The sequence below is a fragment of the Pseudomonas algeriensis genome (assembly GCF_048847255.1).
Lineage (GTDB): Bacteria > Pseudomonadota > Gammaproteobacteria > Pseudomonadales > Pseudomonadaceae > Aquipseudomonas.
In genome coordinates this window covers 1-16,699 of sequence record NZ_JBKKRK010000024.1, presented here as the reverse complement: position 1 = coordinate 16,699, position 16,699 = coordinate 1, and the positions used below count along the sequence as shown (strand labels likewise).

Here is a 16,699-nt window from a genome sequence, read left to right as displayed (position 1 = left end):
TCAAAAAACCCGCCCCGTGCGGGTTTTTTGTTTTTGCTGCCTGTGGCGAGGGAGCTGGCATCTCTTCAACGCTTGCGCAACGCCTCCAACCGCGCCGGCAAGTCCTCGTTGGGAAAACGTTTGTGCAGCGCCAGCAGTTTTTCATCAGCGGCCTTGCTATCTCCTGCCTGCCGCAATTGCAGGATTTCCATCAAGCCCTGCTCCAGCGATGGCAGTGCCGCGGGTGCGGATTTGCTCATTTTCGTCGCTGGCTTTTCCGCCAACAATTGCACAGGGCTGGCCGGGGCTCGGGCCAGCTCGCCCTGGGGCGCCATGCGGGCGATCGGGGCCGGGGCGGGCATGGCCGGCGGTGCTGCGGCGGCGACGGCTGACTTTTGCTGGTCGGCAGAAAACTCGATCGACGCGGGTGCGGCCAACTCGTCGTGAGGCAGGGGTGAGCGCAGCACCAGGCCGATCATCAGCGCCACACCGGCGACCGTGGCGAATGCCATCTGCCAACGTGGCCGCTGACAAGCTTGCAACCAGCGCTGCCACAGGCTTGGCACGGGCGCCGGAGCTTCGCGTCGGGCGGTGGCCAGGATAAAGGCGTCTAGCGAGGCCGGCGGTTCGCCGCTGGCGTGCCGGCGCAAATGCTCGATCAATATTTTGTCGTCTGCATCCGGAGCGTGTTTGGGGTCGATCATGCGGGTACCTCCTCGGCCAACAGCCGGTGCAATTTCTGTTGGGCGTAACGCAAGCGGCTTTTCACCGTTTCCAGTGGCGCGCCGGTCAGTGCGGCGATCTGCGGCAGTTCCAGGTCGCCATGCAGACGCAGCAGGAAGACTTCCCGCTGATCCTCGGGCAAGGCCTGCAACGCGGCGTCGAGACGCGCCTGGTCGCGACTCAGGCTCAGTTGTTGCTCGGGGCCGCCGGTGTCGTCGGGCTGGACATGCAGTTGCTCGTCATAACTGTCGTGCAACGGGTTGTGGACGCCATGCTTGCGCCAGTGGTCGATCAAGCGGTTGCGGGCGATCTGGAACAACCATGTACGAAAACTCGCCCGTCCTTGTGGCTGGGTCGTGCTGCGAATCAGGCTGAGCCAGGTGTCCTGGAAGATTTCCTCGGCCAGTTCGGCCTTGTTGCTCAAGGACACGAGGAACCGATAAAGCCCTTGGCGATGGCGGGCATACAGGGCTTCGAAACAAGCCCCGTCGCCATTTCGGTAGCGGGCCAGCAGCGATTCGTCGCTGGGTGAATCAAGCGCAGCGGGCATGTCGGTGACGAACTCCTTTCTGGTCATTGCAACACAGTCCTGGCAGACAACAAGGGAACCCTGTGGGAGCGAGCTTGCTCGCGATGGCGGTATGTCAGGCAATAGACATGCAACTGATCCGGCGCCATCGCGAGCAAGCTCGCTCCCACACATTTTTGATCCCCGTTGCGCTCGGGATCAGCGCCTGGCCGCAGGTTCAAGGCTCTGCGCAAGCTCCACCAACTGCACAAACTCGGCGCGCAACCCGAACGGGTCATCGCCACGGGCCGACCGCGCCAGTTGTGCGGTGTCCTTCAGGCTCATCGCGCCTGTGTAGCGTCCATCGCCCTTGAGTTGCTGGGCGAAGGCCGCCACGGACGCCGCGAAGCGCAGGTCATCGCTGGGTTGTTTTTCGCTTTGCGCGCTGGCGATTGGATGCTCGATCAAGCGACTGTTGCCGCCCTCGGCCGGTTTGTAGCGTACACGTAACATGGCCAGTTCGCCGGCCTTGCCATCCGACTTCGATGCGTTGCCATAACGCAGCGGCTCCAGCCAGCCCTTCTCCCCCTTCGGAACAATTTCGTACAACGCCGTCACCGTGTGCCCTGCGCCAATCTCGCCCGCGTCGACTTTGTCATTGTTGAAATCCTCACGTTTCAATGCGCGGTTTTCATAACCCAGCAAGCGATATTCGCTGACCTGGGCCGGGTTGAATTCCACCTGCAACTTCACGTCCCGCGCCACTACCGCAAGCGTCGAACTGAGCTGATCCACCAGGACCTTGCGGGCTTCGAGCAAGTTGTCGATGTAGGCGTAGTTACCATCGCCGGCGTCAGCCAATTGCTCCATCAGGTGTTCGTTGTAGTTATCCACGCCAAAGCCCAGCGTTGTCACGGATACACCACTTTTACGCTGATCCACCGCCATCTGCTTGAGGCTGTCGAAATCACTGATGCCGACGTTGAAGTCACCGTCGGTGGCCAGCAGGATGCGGTTGATGCCCTTGTCGATGAAGCTTTCCCGGGCCATTTGATAGGCCAGTTCGATGCCCGAGGCCCCCGCGGTTGAACCGCCAGCGTTCAGCTGATCGATGGCGTTGCGGATCTTCACTTTGTCGCTGCCCGGAGTGGGCTTGAGCACCACGCGGGATTCGCCGGCATAAACCACCAGCGATACGCGGTCCTGATCGCGCAATTGATCCACCAGCAGTTTCAACGTGCTTTTGACCAGCGGCAGCCCTTCACGACGGTCCATGGAACCGGACACGTCCACCAGGAACACCAGATTGGCCGGGGCCAGCTCTGCCACGGCGCGGTCGGACGCCTTGATGCCGATGCGCAACAGACGGGTATGAGGATTCCATGGCGACGGCGCGACTTCGGTAGTCACGCCAAACGGCGAACCATCGGTGGGCAAGGCGTAATGGTAAGAGAAGTAGTTGACCATCTCCTCCAAGCGCACGGCGCCCTCGGGCGGCAGGCTGCCTTGGTTGAGGAGACGTCGAACATTGGCGTAGCTGCCGGTATCGACATCCACGCTGAAGGTCGAGACCGGCGTTTCGGCAACGCTATGGATGGGATTGTCCGGCAGCTTTTCGTACTGCTCGCGCGACTCGGCGTGGTAACCCGCGGCGACGGCATCGTTCGCCACGCTTGGGGCAGGCATTGGTGCCGGTTTCATGAGCATGCGCTTGGCCGTCGACTGGCGCACTTCGGCGATCTCGCCTTGCGGTACAACACTGGGCGCCACGGCCACCGGCTCGGCTGACTTGGCCGCTTCGTGAGACGAAGACAACCCACAACCGGCCAACGTCACCAGCATGGTGACAGCAAAACCCTGGGCGGCAGGACGCATAAAAGACAGTGGACGGGACATGGGCTGAACCTCGTGGATGGATGATTCGTTCACAAGGTCAGACGTAAGGCCTGCGTGGTTCGGGTTAATCGCTTGGAAATAATTTCCTGACTGCTCGCAGCCCTTCCTCAGCCCCTGATGCCTTTGCGATTTTCCCTCAGGTTACCGCCACGACGGTTTCCTTCAGTCCACCACCGACGTTACTCGGCGCAGATCCGTGCCATCGCAATGGTTTAAGCGAGCACCGTTGAGTCGGCACACTGTCCGCTAACTCACGATTCGCACACCAGCGAGGGCTGGACAGACTTCGTGTGCCGTTTCGGAAAATAAGCCGCCGCGCCGACGCCCAGCGCGCCCATCACTACGCAGTACCCCACGCACACCCAAGGACTCCACGGCACCAAAGCAATCAGCACCAACGGCGTGATGCTCGCCCACAGCGCGTAGGCGATGTTGTAGGTAAACGAGATGCCAGATACACGGATTTTTGCCGGAAACAGGCTCACCATCACCGAAGGCACCGCGCCGACTACGCCGCAACCCAAGCCGGCGATAGCGTAGGCCAGGCCCAGCCACGCGCTGCCGCTGATCAGGCTGGCGAAGAGCACGGCGATGCCCACGGGCAGCAGCAGGCTATACAGCATCACCGTGCGCCAGGCGCCGATGCGGTCGACGATGAGGCCGGCCAGGACGCAGCCGATGTTCAGGAAAACGATGCCGAGGCTGCTCAGGGCGAAAGTGTGACCAGGGGTCAGGCCGAAGCTCTTCTGCATCACGGTCGGGGTGATGACCACAAATACCACCACAGCAGAGGTCAGCACGCAGGTGAGAATCGCGGCGGGCAGCAAGGCGTGGCGATGGTCGCGCAGGACCGTGCGCAGCGGCAATTCCGCCGCGCCTTCGCGATTGGCTTGCAGCGCCATGAAGATCGGCGTTTCGCTCAGCCAGCGGCGCAGCCAGACGCCAATCACACCGAATACCCCGCCCAGCAGGAATGGCAGGCGCCACGCGTAGTCAAGGATTTCCGCCGGGGTATAAATCCGCGCCAGCGCCGTGGCGGTCAGGGCGCCAAGCAGATAGCCGAAGGTCAGGCCCGCCTGGAGAAAGCCCAAGGCATAACCTCGATGTTTCAGTGGCGCATGTTCAGCGACGAAGACCCAGGCGCTGGGCACTTCCCCGCCGACCGCCGCGCCTTGCAGGATACGCAGCGCCAGCAACAGCAACGGGGCGAAATAACCGATTTGCGCGTACGTCGGCATCACGCCGATGAGCAGGCAGGGCAACGCCATCATGAGAATGCTCAGGCTGAACACCCGCTTGCGCCCCAGGCGATCGGCAAAGTGCGCCATGAGAATCCCGCCCAAGGGCCGTGCCAGATAGCCGGTGGCGAAAATTCCGAAGCTTTGCAGCAAGCGCAGCCACTCGGGCATTTCCGGTGGGAAAAACAGCTGGCTGAGGGTCAGGGCGAAGAAGACAAAAATGATGAAATCGTAGATTTCCAGCGCACCGCCAAGGGCGGCGAGGCCCAGGGTCCTGTAGTCGGATCGGTTGAACCGGGCGTCTGGCAAATGAGTGGTGGCAGTCATAGGCAAGTTTGAAAAAGAATTGGAAGAAGGCGACGGTTCAGGCAGCGGGCCCCTTGTCCGCGGGCTGCACCGACGATTGGCCTGGCTCGGCGTCCGCGGCCTCGTCAGCTGGCAAGAAATCCTTGCGGCTCTGGGCGATGGCCCGGCGTATTTCGTCGCCCTTGGTGGGGCAATTCTTGAGGCGGGCGATGCCGTCGGTTTTCTGCGTCATCGCCATCCTCCGGCATGAATGAACAGGGGCTCGATAGTGCTCGTTTTTAGCGCGCGATGCCAACTTACGTGACGATTGGGGCCGCCGGGCAACCCCGCGGGTGCATGCTTGCTCGCCCGGAGCCGAGGCCCGATCAACGGTGATAGCGGCGCACCACGCTGCTGTTGCGCAGGACGTGGCCCTTGAGTTTTTCCATCAATTGGGCCCGTGTGAGGCCGGCAGGCAGGGCGTCGGGCGGCAGGTCCAGGGCGAAAATCTGGATCAGGTAATGGTGGGCGCTGTCACCCACGGGCGGGCACGGTCCGATGTAGCCGTGGGTGTTTTTGCTGTTGATGCCGCTCATGCCCTCAAGCGTGGATTTGGTGCCCGCGCCTGTCGGAATCTGTCGGGTGCTGGCCTTGATTCCATAATGGACCCAATGATCTACGCCTTGTCCACGCTGGCCGTCGGGGTCGAGCATGACGATGGCGTAGCTGAGGGTGCCAGGCGGGCCGGCATTCCAGCTCAGGGCCGGGGAGATATTCTTGCCGCCACATTGGTTGGCGTCGCTGGCGGCCGCTGCGGTGAAGAGGCGGTCGTCCGACACGCCGGGAATGCTCAGGGTAAAACGCTCTTCGGCCTGGACTCCCTGTGCGCACAGCACGAGGGTGACGGCCGCGAGCCAGGAGGAAAAGGAAGTCAATCGGGTCATACCGGGCACCTTGAATGCGGTTCAGGCCAACGACGGCCTGCGAACTATAGCCGCAGCGCCGCCCCGGTTGCAGTGACAATTACGCTGAACCTCGTTCCAATCCCTCGACTCCAACGGGAAACGCCTGCCGGAGAACGACCATGCCCATGCATCAAGTCGCCCGCCTCGCTGATGTGCGAGAAGATCGCGGCCTCGAAGTCACCCTCAACGACGCGCCCATCCTGCTGTTACGGGCTGGAGGGCAAGTGCGGGCGTTCCAAGGCAAGTGCCCGCACGCCGGGGCGCCTTTGGCCAAGGGCGCCGTATGCCACGGAAGGCTGATCTGCCCCTGGCACAAAGCCGCGTTTCGCGCTGAAGACGGCGCCCTGTGCGAGCCGCCGGCCCTCGACAGCCTGGAGCGTTACCACGTCGAGGTGCGAGGCGAAGAAGTCTGGGTCGATGACCAACCACTGCCGGCCGAAAAAGTCCCCCCCGCCGATGATCCGCGCACGTTTGTCATCGTCGGCGCCGGCGCGGCGGGCACGGCATGCGCGGCGGCGTTGCGCGAGAAGGGTTTCGGCGGCCAGATCCAGCTGATCGACCGCGAGGCCGAGGCCGGCTACGACCGGACGGTGTTGAGCAAATATGTACTGGCTGGCGACATGGCTGCGGACGAAACTCCGCCTCTGCGCGATGAAACTTATTTCAGCCAACAACGCATCGAACGGCGCCACGGCCAAGTGACCGGCCTTGATGTCAATGCGCGTCGGATCCGCCTCGCCGACGGTCAATCACTGGCTTACGACGCCCTGTTGATTGCCACTGGCGGCGAACCCAAGACGCTGGATCTGCCTGGTATCGACTTGCCGCAAGTCCTGATGCTGCGCTCCTTGGCCGATACACGGCGGATTCTCGAACATGCGCAGCCGGGGCAACGAGCGGTGATCATCGGCGACAGTTTCATTGCCATGGAGGTCGCCTCCTCCCTGCGCAAACGCGAACTCAGCGTCACCGTCCTGGCTCGTCACCCAGTGCCGTTCGCGGCGCAGTTCGGCGACAGTATCGGCAAGGCGATCCTGGCTCGGCACCGGGCCAATGGCGTGGTGTATCACCCCGACGGCGAAGCAGCGCGGATCGAGGGTACGGGCAAAGTACACGCCGTGGTGCTGGATAATGGCCAACGCGTTGAGGCGGACCTGGTCATCGTCGGCGTCGGCGTGCGCCCGGCCACGGAGCCGTTCGCCAACCTGCCACGGGAGAAAGACCAATCGTTGATTGTCGACGACGGCATGCGCGTGGCCGACGGCGTCTGGGCCGTGGGTGATATCGCGACCTTCCCCCTCAACGGCCAGCCCCAGCGCATCGAACATTGGCGGCTGGCCCAGCAACAGGCCCGCATCGCCGCGACGAACATGCTCGGTGGTGAAGAACATTACCTGGACGTGCCGTTCTTCTGGACCTATCACTTCGGCAAACGCTACGACTATCTGGGCCATGCCGAGGAATGGGACGAAGTGCAATTCAAGGGCACGCCCGAGCATCCGCCCTTTATCGCGCTGCTCGGCAAGGACGGCCTGGTCGTGGCGGTCGTGGCCTGCGATGAAGGCCGGGCGATGGCGGCACTGGCCCAGCGCATGAAACAACCGCTGCCTGTGGATGAAGCTTGGCGGCTGGTCCGGGATTTTTCGATGTAGCTTGTCTTTGCAGACGCCACAAAGCCTGTGGGAGCGAGCTTGCTCCCACAATGAAGCAGCACCGCTGCGCTTACGCCGAATGATCCGCCGGCAGATGAATGATCTGCGGTCGCTCCAGCGGCGCGAGGGGCGGCGGTTGCAAGTCCGGGCCCAACAAGTGGAAATGCGGCACGACGTGGCTGATATCGCCGTCCTGATTGTTATGGATGATCTTCGAACCTGGCTGGCGCAGCGTTTCCAGACGTTCGCCAGTCAATTTGAAACTGGCACTCAGCCCCTGGTCGTCCACTGCGGGCCTTGGCAGCCTACGCTGGGCGAAGCTACGGCTCTTGCGCTGTTGATAGCGCGCCCAGCTGATCAGGATGATTGCGTTGACCAACGCGATCCAGCCGTAGATCTGCAACGTCCCCAGGGTGTCGAACAATGAACCGCCCAGACGCGGGCCCGCGTGGCTGTCAAACAGCGGCCACAGACCGTTCACCAGCAGGTACAACAGTCCAACCCACGCCAGTACCGTAAAGAGCACGTCGATGATCACCAGAAAAGGCCGCTGGCGGGTCCTGATAATTTTCATCGGATCACTTCCTCTTCTTCGTCATCGAACGGTTTGATCCCGCGATCCGGGCTGATCCAGCGCGCGCGTTTCTGATGCTGTCCGAACAGCACCTTGGGGAAACTCACCAGCGTGGTGAACAAGCTGATCAGCCAGAACACCAGGGGGTACCAGACCACCCAGAACATGATGTGCCACAGGCCCTTTTCGTAGCGACGGTCGATCAGAATGCTCACCGCGAATTGCATCAGGCACACCACCGCCAGCAACAGGCCGGTGAAAGCCGGCGGCATCAAGTGGTCCACGGCGATGGCGGCTGGCATCTCGACGAATTTACCGGCTCCCCAGAAGATCACTGACAGCAGGAAGGTGAACGCCCAACCGGTGGACAGGCAGTATTCGAACAGCAGCGGCCACAGGTAGCGGTGACGGTATTGCCAGATGCCACGGATGTTCTTGAATAGCACCTCGGCGCCACCCTGGGCCCAACGCAGCCGCTGCCGCCACAGGCCACGCAAGGTTTCGGGCATGAGGATCCAGCACAGGGCGCGTGGCTCGTAGAAAATGCTCCAGTGGTCCAGTTGCAGCTTCCAGCTGATGTCGATGTCCTCGGTGATCATGTCCGGGCTCCAGTAGCCGACCCGGTGCAGGGCGGTGCGACGGAACGCGACGATTACGCCGGACACGGTAAAGATCCGCCCGAAAACCCGCTGGGTGCGCTTGATCAAACCGATGATCGAGGAAAACTCGCCGACCTGGACCCGGCCCACCAACGTCGAACGGGTGCGGATGCGCGGGTTGCCGGTCACCGCGCCAAGGCGGGCGTTGTCAAGCATCGGCGCTACCAGGTAGGCGCAGGTGTTGGGCGCCAACAGCGCGTCGCCGTCGATACACACCAGGTATTCACTGCGTGCGGCGATGGCGCCCATACGCAGGGCCACGGCCTTGCCCTGGTTTTCCGCCAGGTGCAGCACGCGCAAGCGCGGGTCTTCGACGGCCAGTCGATCGAGCACCTCGGCGGTGTTGTCCTTGGAGCCGTCGTTGATGGCGATGACTTCAATGTTCGGATAATGCTGGCCCAGCGCTGCGTGAATCGTGTCGGCAACGTTGTCGCCTTCGTTGAAGCACGGGACCAGGATGCTGATCAGCGGCTCGCCGGCCAGGGGCGGCGGCAACGTGTCGTCCTTCCACGGCCAGTGACGCTCCCAGTGCAGCCAGAAATACAGGCCTCCAGCGATCCACAGGCCGGACATGAACAGCGGGTAGAAGAACACGAAGTCCATCAGGAATTGCCCGGTAACCAGGAAGATCAGGCCCAGGGGCACCCCAAGGACGATCGCCAGCACCAGGACGGCGAGCAGTCTGTCAAGCATGTCAAGGATTCCACTTGTTGGAGAGCGCCGGCCGCACGGCTTTCACGGCGGGCTGGTCTTCGATGAAATTGTCCGGGTAGTAGCCGAAACTGGTCACGCCCTGGCGCTTGAGGCGCCCCATCCAGTCGGCCAGTTGTTCGCCCTCGATGTCTGCCACTGGTTTGCTGTGCCAATCACGGGCTTGCAGTTCGAACACCGTGCGCTTGAGTGCACCGGGGCGAGCCTTGATGGTTTCCACCAGTCGCTCCAGCCAGGGCCCCGACTGTTCGCGGGTCTGTTTTTCCATCAGGGGCATGGCCATCGGCGCCGTCCAGTCGTAGGCGGCGAGGAAATCGTCAAGGTTCTGGGCGAACCAGGCTTCGCTTTCCGGGTTGAGCATCGGTTCGGCAAAGATGTTGCGCGCCGTGCGCACCTGCGGGCCACGTATCGCCCGGACCTTGGCGGTGAGCTCGGCGGTGAAGTCGATCAGGTAGCGGCTCTTGAAGCGAGTCCAACGCTGCATGGCGGCAGGGTCATCGCGCAGGGCAGCGATCGATTGCGGCAAGCCATGGGCGGCGTACACTTTCATCGCGGCGGGGCCGGCGTCCTCGAAGTCGGAGAATACGGCATCGTCATGATAAAGAACGCCGTCCACCGAGCTCATCCGCGCCATGTCCTCGTAGATCTCGCCGATGATCTTTCGCACGTTCGGGTCGAACGGCGACAGGCGTACATATTGGTCTGGGGCGACGCCCGTCTTGCCGGTCTCCGGATCCCAGCGCTGCACGCGCGGCAACTTCGAATCCAGGGCAAAACTGAGTACCGGCATCCACGCATAGACCTTGACGTTGGCCCGGGTGCGCAATTGCCATGCAACGCGGTCGAACAGATCGGCGCGCACCGGCAGGTGGCGGTTAGGAAAGTACAGCGAGTGGACCAGGCCATCGCCTTTTGGATCGGCGAACGCTTGCAAGAACACGGTGTTGGCGCCCAGGTCATAGATGCGCTGGACCAGTTTGCCGACGTTGGCCTCCTGCTGCACGGGGTCAGAATCGTAGACGTAATCCAGGTCGACGTGGACCACCCGCATCGGGTCGATCGTCTGCACTGAAGCGATACTTTCGGCGAAGTGAGCACCATCCGGATCGGATGCGACCAGGAAGCGCGGTCCACTCATCAGGTTATCGAGGCTGTCGAGGCCATCTTCCAGGGTCAGGGCCATCTGGTAACCCTGGCTGCCGATCACTTGCAATGCGGTGCCGTCGGCCTCGCCGTAAGGCCACACCCAGACACGCGGGCTGTAGCCGACCACCTTGTGGATCTTGTCTGAAATAGCCGCCACGTCTTTGCGCATACGCGCCTGGAAATCGGCCTCGCTCTCATAGCGACCGGTCACGGCATCATAGAGCCGGGTAGTTGCCGCCGGCTGTTGGTTTCCTTGGGGATTGGCAAGCACGCCTTTGTGGTTGGCGTCGGTGTGGGCCGCGATTTCCACCAGGCCCGATTTCGAAATCTCGCGAATCTGCTCCCACGTGAGGAACTCGGAACGCTTGCGCGGCACACCGGCGAAATCCACATTCTGGTTCATCGGCGTGTCGACCCAACTGCCGACCGGGGCCAGGATTGCCGGCCAGTTGTAGGCTCGCAAGATCGGCATGACGCGCGTATAGAAGCTTGAGTAGCCATCGTCGAAACTCAGCAACACCGCACGCGGCGGCAGTTGCGGTCCGCCGTTGCGGGCAGCGATGATCTGGTCGACCGTGACCGCCTGGTAATTGTTTTCACGCAGCCAGGCCAGCTGTTCAATCAGGCGCTCAGTGCGCACGGCTACCAGGCCCTGGTCGGGGTCGCGGTCTTCGACGTCATGGTAGGCAATACCCAGCACATGGTTTTTCGGCCAAGGGGCATCGTTCGCCGCGACCGGCCGTTGCGAAGGTGGCGCGAACGCCGGGGCTTGCTGGGCACAAGCGCTGATCAGCAAGACTCCCAGCAGAAGGATGAATCGCGAAATGACGGGCATTTTCAAACTCTTCTAGAAGCGGTAGGTGAGGTCGACAAGCAGGCGCAGATCGCTTTCACGATCGCCGTCGTAAGGGCGGTTGAGCCAGCTCAGCGCGGCCCCGGCTTCGAGCACATCGTTCCAGAGCAGGCGTTGGCCGTAGCCGAGCAACCCCATGGCACCGGTGTTGTAGTCGCGCTGGCTGTAGGTGCCGGCGCCGACTTGGAATTGCTGGCTCCAAGTGGTTTCGTAACGGCGGTACAGCACGTGATTGGCGCTCACGGTCGGCATGACGCTGAAGTCCGACTTCGGATTGAAGTACGGCACTTCTTCGGAACCGCTGTTGCGGCTGGCACCCACCTCCAGTCCCAGCTCCACCTGCAGGCGTGGGGCGCTGTAGATGCCCTCGCGGCCGGTCAGCAGGGTCTCCAGGCGATTGTTGCCGTCACTGAAATGGGACGGGCTCACAGCCAGCCGCCATTCGCGGCTTTCATTGGCGCGCCAGCGGACGAAACCGCTCCCGCCATTGGCGCGAATACCGCTGTTGAGCGCTCGCAACGGTGTCTCGGCCGAGAGGTAATCCAGGCTGCCGCCGTACTGCCAGTGATCGTTGATGTCCCGGGCCACGGCCACGCGCGCACCTTGTTTGTCACCGGAGCCGTACGAGTGGTTGGAGACTTCCGCTTCCAGAGTCATGTCGCGGGTACGCCGCTCCACGCCCAAGCGCTGCCAACGATGATGGCCGGTGCCTTCCTCAAAGTCGCCAGTGGCGTAGCCGGCACCGCCGAATAGCCGCCAGTCTTCGTCAATGGGCGGGCTGTAGAGCAACGTTTCGATACCAAAGTCCCGGCTACCCGTCACCGCGCCGGCATCGCCGTTGCCACCGCCGTAGCTTTTGCCGGTGTAGGCTTCGATGCGCAATTCAGCCATGTCATGAACGTCACGCTGACGTTGCAGGCGTTTGACGTGGGCATTCTCCGGATAACGGGCGACCACGTCGTCGGTAAGCGCGTCCATCTGCCGCCATTCCTGCAGGTCCATCGCCGCGCGAGCCTGGGCGACTTCCAGGTCGCGATTGCGCGGTGTCGTGGTCTCGATTTCCTTGAGCAGGCTTTCTGAACGCCGCGGCCAGTCACGGGCTTGATACAGGTCGGCCTGGGCCAGGCGCAGGCCGATGTGGCCAGGGGCTTGGTAGATGAGACTTTCCAGACGCGTTTCGGCGGAGGGCAGGTCAGCGCCATAAGTGCCTGCTTGAGCGGCAAGCATCTGCGCATCCATCCACTCGTCGTTGGGGTTGCCGATTGGCAATCCCTTGAGCTCCACCCGAGACGGCTGTGATTTAGCCAGATCTTCGGCCAGCGCGCGGGCCTCTTCGGACTTTTCGCTTTCCAGCAAGGCGTAGTAGAGCGCGGTGCTGTCTTCGAAACGGTCCGCAGGGTCGGCATCCGGCGCGGTCAGTACACGGCGGTACAGCTCGACGGCTACTTCCGGCTCACGTTGCTCAAGATAAGAAGAGGCCACCCAGCGCAAGGCATAAGTCGGAATGCTGATACCTTCAGCGACCAGCTTCTGGTATTCGGCGATCACCTCTGCCCGACGAGCGCGGGCGTTGAGGGCTCCCATGCGGTCGATTCGCCACCGCCGCACGTCCTCATGGGCCTCGGCCACTGGCGTCCAGGTGGCGAGCAGTTTGTCGTAATCGGCCAACGCGCGGTCAGCGATGACAAAGCGCTCCTTTTCGCTGCGGCTGGCCATATCCGCCAGACGCACCCGTTCAGCCGCCACGTCGCCTTCAAGCCGGCGCTGCACGCCGCGGTCGATCAGCCCAGGCTGAAGACGGGCCAGGCGCAACGCCGGTTCAGGCAACCTGGCACGCTGCAGCGCATGAATGTATTCGCGCGCGACTTCAGGCTTGTTGCTACCGGCACGGATGAAGGCTTGATCGTATTGGAACAGGGCTTCGTGGGGATTGTCAGCGCGCGTCAGTGCATAGCCCAACGCCAACCGGCGCATCGGATCTTCGGGCTTGGCGGCAACCAGGGCCTTGGCACGGCTGACGGCTTCGTCGGGTTTGCCGGCGTCGGCCTGGGTCAGGGCCAGGCCCAGTTGCAGGTCCGCATTTCGTGGTTCGATGGCCAGGGCTCGACGATACAGCTCAATCGCCGGATCCCAACGCTGGAGGTTGCGATAGGAGCGGGCCGCTGCGGTCAGCGCCTGGACCGGTAAGTCGCGGTAACGGCCTTGGGTTTCGTAGACCTTCACCACCTCGGCATCGAGACCAGCCCAGCTGGCGATCTGCAAGTGATCGCTGATTTGCGCGGTACTGGCCTGCCCCGCCGGAACTTGGCGCAACACGGCCAGTGCGGGCGTGTAATCGCCCGAACGGGCATCAAGCACCATTTGGTCATAGGCGGCATCGGCAAACGCCGCCAGCGGCAAGCACAATTGGCTGCACAGCGCGACGCGAAACAACGGGCGCAAACCGAATCGAATAAAGGGACCCACAGTACGCGGCATTCGTCAGCATCCTTACATGGCCAGCCGGGTCGCAGTGCCCCCTTGCCCATCAAACAGGAGGCCGGGTCAAAGGAACCCAGCCAAGCTCTAACGGGCTAAGTCTGGCATCGCGCGAAGGGTGATTTTTCGGAACGCCATAATTCTTCAGAATCCATGCAGATTTCAGCGCCGAAGTTTTCAAAGAGGAAAAAAAACCGGCTCGTGCGCAGGGCACGGGCCGGTTTTTTGGAGGGGAGCTTTTAGAGGTATTACTGAACGGCGACGCCGCCGCCCAACTTACTCATCACAAATGCCGAGAATTGTTCAACAGTCATTTTCTGTCCGTTGAAATCCACTTGATTGTTGGCGTAGTGCAAGTTGGTGACCACGTCGTTGCCTTCCAGCTTCGCCAGCTCCGTACCCACCGCCATGGCGCTGAACATATCGCTGGTGGCAGTGGCCTGGTCGGCGATCAGTTTGGCGTCTGTCTGGCCTTCCATCTGCGCCTGCACGGTCAGCAGGTCCACAAGCATCGGCTTGGACACCTTCACTTTGAAATCCAGCAGGGCGAGCAATTGACGGCCTAGTTCATCCGGCGGCAGATCCATCGATTGTGGCTTGGCCAGGTCTACGACCAGGCTCGCGCGGCTTTCACCGTTAGCCGTATTAAACGAGAGGTTCTCCAGGGCCACTTGTGGGGCGCCCGCCAGGAGTTTCTCCAGATCGGCCTTGACCTGCGCCTCTTCGGCCTCGGTCAAGTTCAGCTCTGGCGCTGGCTCGCCCGCTTCAGCGGCCTCGGCAGCGGCTTTTTCGTATGGCTGCAGTTTGGCTTGGTAGACCTGCATCAGCGACATGGTTGCGGGAATATCCAGATTCTTCAGGCTTACCGCCATCTGCGCCGAACCAATGACCTTATCGTTGAAAGACAACTCACCGATCTTGTAGTCGGCACGCCCCGAAGCGCTGGTACCCTTTTCGGAGCTGTTGTTCTTCATTTCGAAATTCTTCAGGCCCAGCACTGATTTCTGTTCGCCGAAACTGGTCTTGCTGTTACTCAGCAGCAGGGTGTTATCACCCATGTAGTAGCCATAGGTGCTCTTGGTCAGGTTGCTGGCCAATGTCAGACCGCTGAGCTCGATTTGCACCGGTGTTTGATCTTCGGCGACGGTGGTCAGTTTGAAACTGTCCATATAACCGTCGGCCTTGATCTTCTCTGCTTGGGCGCTGGCTGCCACGTCGATTTTCAGGCCGGAAAAGATGAGCTGGGATTGTTCGTCCAGCTTGGTATCCAGCGGGAGCAGTTCGAATGTACCGTTTGTGGACTGATCGTAGCCGAGGTTGAAAACGCCTTTGAGCGGCGATTTATCCTTGGCGGCAACAAACCATTTTTCGGTCAGCGGAGTCCGCTCAAGTTCGGTGTGGCTGGTAGCCATGACCGGCAACCATTTGAGCGTCATCAGCCGGGAAACCGGTAGCGGGCCGTGTTCGATGTTATCAACGAACAGCAATTCAACGGATTCGCCACCAAACATTTCGCCTTCACCTTTGAGGCGGTAATGCGCAGTGCTGCTGAATGTTCCACGATCCAAGGAAACCAGCTCGATCGAAGCGGTACCGTTGGACCCGGCCAAAGCCGTTTGCAATTGCTTGTTGCTGTCGGCAATGGCTGTATTCAAGACTCCTTCAAGCTTCGTCCCGGTATACCAGGCGCCGCCCGCACTGATAGCGCCGATAACCACAACGATTCCGAGAAGTACGCTTGCTGATTTATTCATGAGAGACCCGATCGTATTCCATGGTTGAAAAAGTCGCCGTCTTCCTTGACCCGCAAAGGGCTGTGGCTCGACGCGGCAAAAGTGGTGGAGGAGATTAGCACCAGGCACGCCAGCAAGCCCAATGTTTAAAGGGGAAAAAGCGTGTTCTTGAGAAATGGTCTACGAATATTGGACTTCGATCTCGTCCAGTTGGTGATCAAATGTCTTGAGCCGTGCCGTCCAGGTGTATACCAGTACTTCGAAATCACGATTGATCACCGCCGTACTCGACGAGTCGGCACGCCCATCACAGAAATCCAACTGGTAACGTTCCCTAGCCATGGCATTGGCGACATCGCACAGTTCACGAGCGTTGTTGAGCCAGTGCCAATCATCTTGCGCGACCTGCTCGTCCAAGGCCGCGCATTGGATTTTCAAGGCTTCGAGACTTTTTTCCAACGGTGTACCCGTGAGCTCTCCCATGACCTCTTGGAACGTGCGACCTGGCTGCCAATAGCTGCCCCAGAAATAGCGATCAAACACCGTCTCGACCCGACGCAGCGCGACCTTGGTGTCCCATATCAACACCAGGGTCTTGCCTTGCTCGAGCTGTTTTTTCTTGATGCGCTGGCCTTGCATCGAGGCCCAGGCGACGACTGCGATGGATATGACACCGATCAGCGCGGACGCGCTATCAAGGAAAATCAGCGCTTTATCGAGCTGATGAGTCAGCATGACGCCATAGAAATAGGTGGCCGAAAGCAGTACCAACGCCGCAATAGCGCACCAGAAGCCGGGAGCATAAGGGTTTTTCATTATTCGAATCCCCATGACCAGTCACATCGCGGGCTCTCGTTGCAAACGCCCAACAACCCAAGCATAGCAATGGACTGGGGGTTTGCCGGGGTGCGACAGCAATTAGGGAGACGATCCGATTACCGGCTCTGAAACGACAAAACCCCCGTCTGCGGTGCAGACAGGGGTTTTGGGAATTCAATCTTGACGATGACCTACTCTCACATGGGGAAACCCCACACTACCATCGGCGATGCATCGTTTCACTGCTGAGTTCGGGATGGTATCAGGTGGTTCCAATGCTCTATGGTCGTCAAGAAATTCTGTGACCAACCCGTTCAGGAACAACGTGTCGGTTAAAATCGAAGACTTCTACTAAAACAAAACCCCTACCTGCATCAGCAGATAGGGGTTTCGGAATTTAATCTTGACGATGACCTACTCTCACATGGGGAAACCCCACACTACCATCGGCGATGCATCGTTTCACTTCTGAGTTCGGGA

The 16,699-nt window shown here is 61.0% G+C and carries 13 protein-coding genes and 2 rRNA genes; 1 reads left to right on the top strand and 14 read right to left on the bottom strand.

What is annotated here, in order from left to right; all coding sequences use genetic code 11:
• Positions 1-65: 65 nt before the first annotated feature.
• The 6 genes from ACLK1G_RS24650 to ACLK1G_RS24625 all read right to left on the bottom strand — a co-directional run bounded on the left by ACLK1G_RS24650 (position 66) and on the right by ACLK1G_RS24625 (position 5,573).
• On the bottom strand, positions 66-683 hold the full coding sequence (locus ACLK1G_RS24650) for a hypothetical protein (protein WP_420767747.1): 618 nt from the start codon (positions 681-683) through the stop codon (positions 66-68).
• Positions 680-1,252: an RNA polymerase sigma factor gene (locus ACLK1G_RS24645; protein ID WP_420767779.1), complete on the bottom strand. Its 573-nt coding sequence runs from the start codon at positions 1,250-1,252 to the stop codon at positions 680-682. Before ACLK1G_RS24645 ends, ACLK1G_RS24650 begins: the two co-directional genes overlap by 4 nt.
• Before the next feature lie 177 nt (positions 1,253-1,429).
• Positions 1,430-3,106, bottom strand: a complete 1,677-nt coding sequence (locus tag ACLK1G_RS24640; RefSeq protein WP_420767746.1) for a vWA domain-containing protein — start codon at positions 3,104-3,106, stop codon at positions 1,430-1,432.
• Positions 3,107-3,357: 251 nt separating this feature from the next.
• Positions 3,358-4,671, bottom strand: coding sequence for an MFS transporter (locus tag ACLK1G_RS24635; protein WP_420767745.1), 1,314 nt, complete (start codon positions 4,669-4,671; stop codon positions 3,358-3,360).
• A gap of 37 nt (positions 4,672-4,708) precedes the next feature.
• Entirely contained in the window at positions 4,709-4,882 is a 174-nt protein-coding gene (locus tag ACLK1G_RS24630) for a hypothetical protein (RefSeq protein WP_420767744.1), read from the bottom strand.
• A gap of 133 nt (positions 4,883-5,015) precedes the next feature.
• The gene (locus tag ACLK1G_RS24625) at positions 5,016-5,573 is read right to left on the bottom strand and encodes a YbhB/YbcL family Raf kinase inhibitor-like protein (RefSeq protein ID WP_420767743.1); all 558 of its coding nucleotides are present in this window, start codon (positions 5,571-5,573) and stop codon (positions 5,016-5,018) included.
• A 140-nt stretch (positions 5,574-5,713) separates the two neighbouring features.
• On the opposite strand from ACLK1G_RS24625, the gene ACLK1G_RS24620 reads away from it, so the two are divergent.
• Entirely contained in the window at positions 5,714-7,246 is a 1,533-nt protein-coding gene (locus ACLK1G_RS24620) for an FAD-dependent oxidoreductase (RefSeq protein WP_420767742.1), read from the top strand.
• Positions 7,247-7,316: 70 nt separating this feature from the next.
• Here ACLK1G_RS24620 and pgaD read toward each other — a convergent pair whose 3' ends face one another.
• The 8 genes from pgaD to rrf (ACLK1G_RS25880) all read right to left on the bottom strand — a co-directional run.
• Positions 7,317-7,820 (bottom strand): poly-beta-1,6-N-acetyl-D-glucosamine biosynthesis protein PgaD, encoded by a 504-nt coding sequence (gene pgaD, locus ACLK1G_RS24615; RefSeq protein WP_420767741.1) that lies wholly within the window; start codon positions 7,818-7,820, stop codon positions 7,317-7,319.
• Positions 7,817-9,172 (bottom strand): poly-beta-1,6-N-acetyl-D-glucosamine synthase, encoded by a 1,356-nt coding sequence (pgaC, locus tag ACLK1G_RS24610; protein ID WP_420767740.1) that lies wholly within the window; start codon positions 9,170-9,172, stop codon positions 7,817-7,819. The genes pgaD and pgaC overlap by 4 nt, the downstream gene beginning before the upstream one ends.
• Before the next feature lies 1 nt (position 9,173).
• Positions 9,174-11,171, bottom strand: coding sequence for a poly-beta-1,6-N-acetyl-D-glucosamine N-deacetylase PgaB (gene pgaB / locus ACLK1G_RS24605; RefSeq protein ID WP_420767739.1), 1,998 nt, complete (start codon positions 11,169-11,171; stop codon positions 9,174-9,176).
• 12 nt (positions 11,172-11,183) lie between these two features.
• On the bottom strand, positions 11,184-13,667 hold the full coding sequence (gene pgaA, locus ACLK1G_RS24600) for a poly-beta-1,6 N-acetyl-D-glucosamine export porin PgaA (protein ID WP_420767738.1): 2,484 nt from the start codon (positions 13,665-13,667) through the stop codon (positions 11,184-11,186).
• Between the two features lie 248 nt (positions 13,668-13,915).
• Positions 13,916-15,421, bottom strand: coding sequence for a YdgA family protein (locus ACLK1G_RS24595; RefSeq protein WP_420767778.1), 1,506 nt, complete (start codon positions 15,419-15,421; stop codon positions 13,916-13,918).
• A gap of 159 nt (positions 15,422-15,580) precedes the next feature.
• A complete protein-coding gene (locus ACLK1G_RS24590; RefSeq protein WP_420767737.1) occupies positions 15,581-16,216 on the bottom strand; it encodes an NADH:ubiquinone oxidoreductase subunit N in 636 nt (211 codons plus the stop codon).
• A 181-nt stretch (positions 16,217-16,397) separates the two neighbouring features.
• A 5S ribosomal RNA gene (gene rrf / locus ACLK1G_RS24585) occupies positions 16,398-16,513 on the bottom strand.
• 107 nt (positions 16,514-16,620) lie between these two features.
• Positions 16,621-16,699 (bottom strand): 5S ribosomal RNA (gene rrf, locus ACLK1G_RS25880); the annotation flags it as partial.

What these genes read in the sequence shown, in the direction of transcription:
- ACLK1G_RS24650 (WP_420767747.1), bottom strand. Translation starts at nt 683, where the DNA reads ATGATCGACCCCAAACACGCTCCGGATGCAGACGACAAAATATTGATC.
- ACLK1G_RS24645 (WP_420767779.1), bottom strand. Translation starts at nt 1,252, where the DNA reads ATGCCCGCTGCGCTTGATTCACCCAGCGACGAATCGCTGCTGGCCCGC.
- ACLK1G_RS24640 (WP_420767746.1), bottom strand. Translation starts at nt 3,106, where the DNA reads ATGTCCCGTCCACTGTCTTTTATGCGTCCTGCCGCCCAGGGTTTTGCT.
- ACLK1G_RS24635 (WP_420767745.1), bottom strand. Translation starts at nt 4,671, where the DNA reads ATGACTGCCACCACTCATTTGCCAGACGCCCGGTTCAACCGATCCGAC.
- ACLK1G_RS24630 (WP_420767744.1), bottom strand. Translation starts at nt 4,882, where the DNA reads ATGACGCAGAAAACCGACGGCATCGCCCGCCTCAAGAATTGCCCCACC.
- ACLK1G_RS24625 (WP_420767743.1), bottom strand. Translation starts at nt 5,573, where the DNA reads ATGACCCGATTGACTTCCTTTTCCTCCTGGCTCGCGGCCGTCACCCTC.
- ACLK1G_RS24620 (WP_420767742.1), top strand. Translation starts at nt 5,714, where the DNA reads ATGCCCATGCATCAAGTCGCCCGCCTCGCTGATGTGCGAGAAGATCGC.
- pgaD (WP_420767741.1), bottom strand. Translation starts at nt 7,820, where the DNA reads ATGAAAATTATCAGGACCCGCCAGCGGCCTTTTCTGGTGATCATCGAC.
- pgaC (WP_420767740.1), bottom strand. Translation starts at nt 9,172, where the DNA reads ATGCTTGACAGACTGCTCGCCGTCCTGGTGCTGGCGATCGTCCTTGGG.
- pgaB (WP_420767739.1), bottom strand. Translation starts at nt 11,171, where the DNA reads ATGCCCGTCATTTCGCGATTCATCCTTCTGCTGGGAGTCTTGCTGATC.
- pgaA (WP_420767738.1), bottom strand. Translation starts at nt 13,667, where the DNA reads ATGCCGCGTACTGTGGGTCCCTTTATTCGATTCGGTTTGCGCCCGTTG.
- ACLK1G_RS24595 (WP_420767778.1), bottom strand. Translation starts at nt 15,421, where the DNA reads ATGAATAAATCAGCAAGCGTACTTCTCGGAATCGTTGTGGTTATCGGC.
- ACLK1G_RS24590 (WP_420767737.1), bottom strand. Translation starts at nt 16,216, where the DNA reads ATGAAAAACCCTTATGCTCCCGGCTTCTGGTGCGCTATTGCGGCGTTG.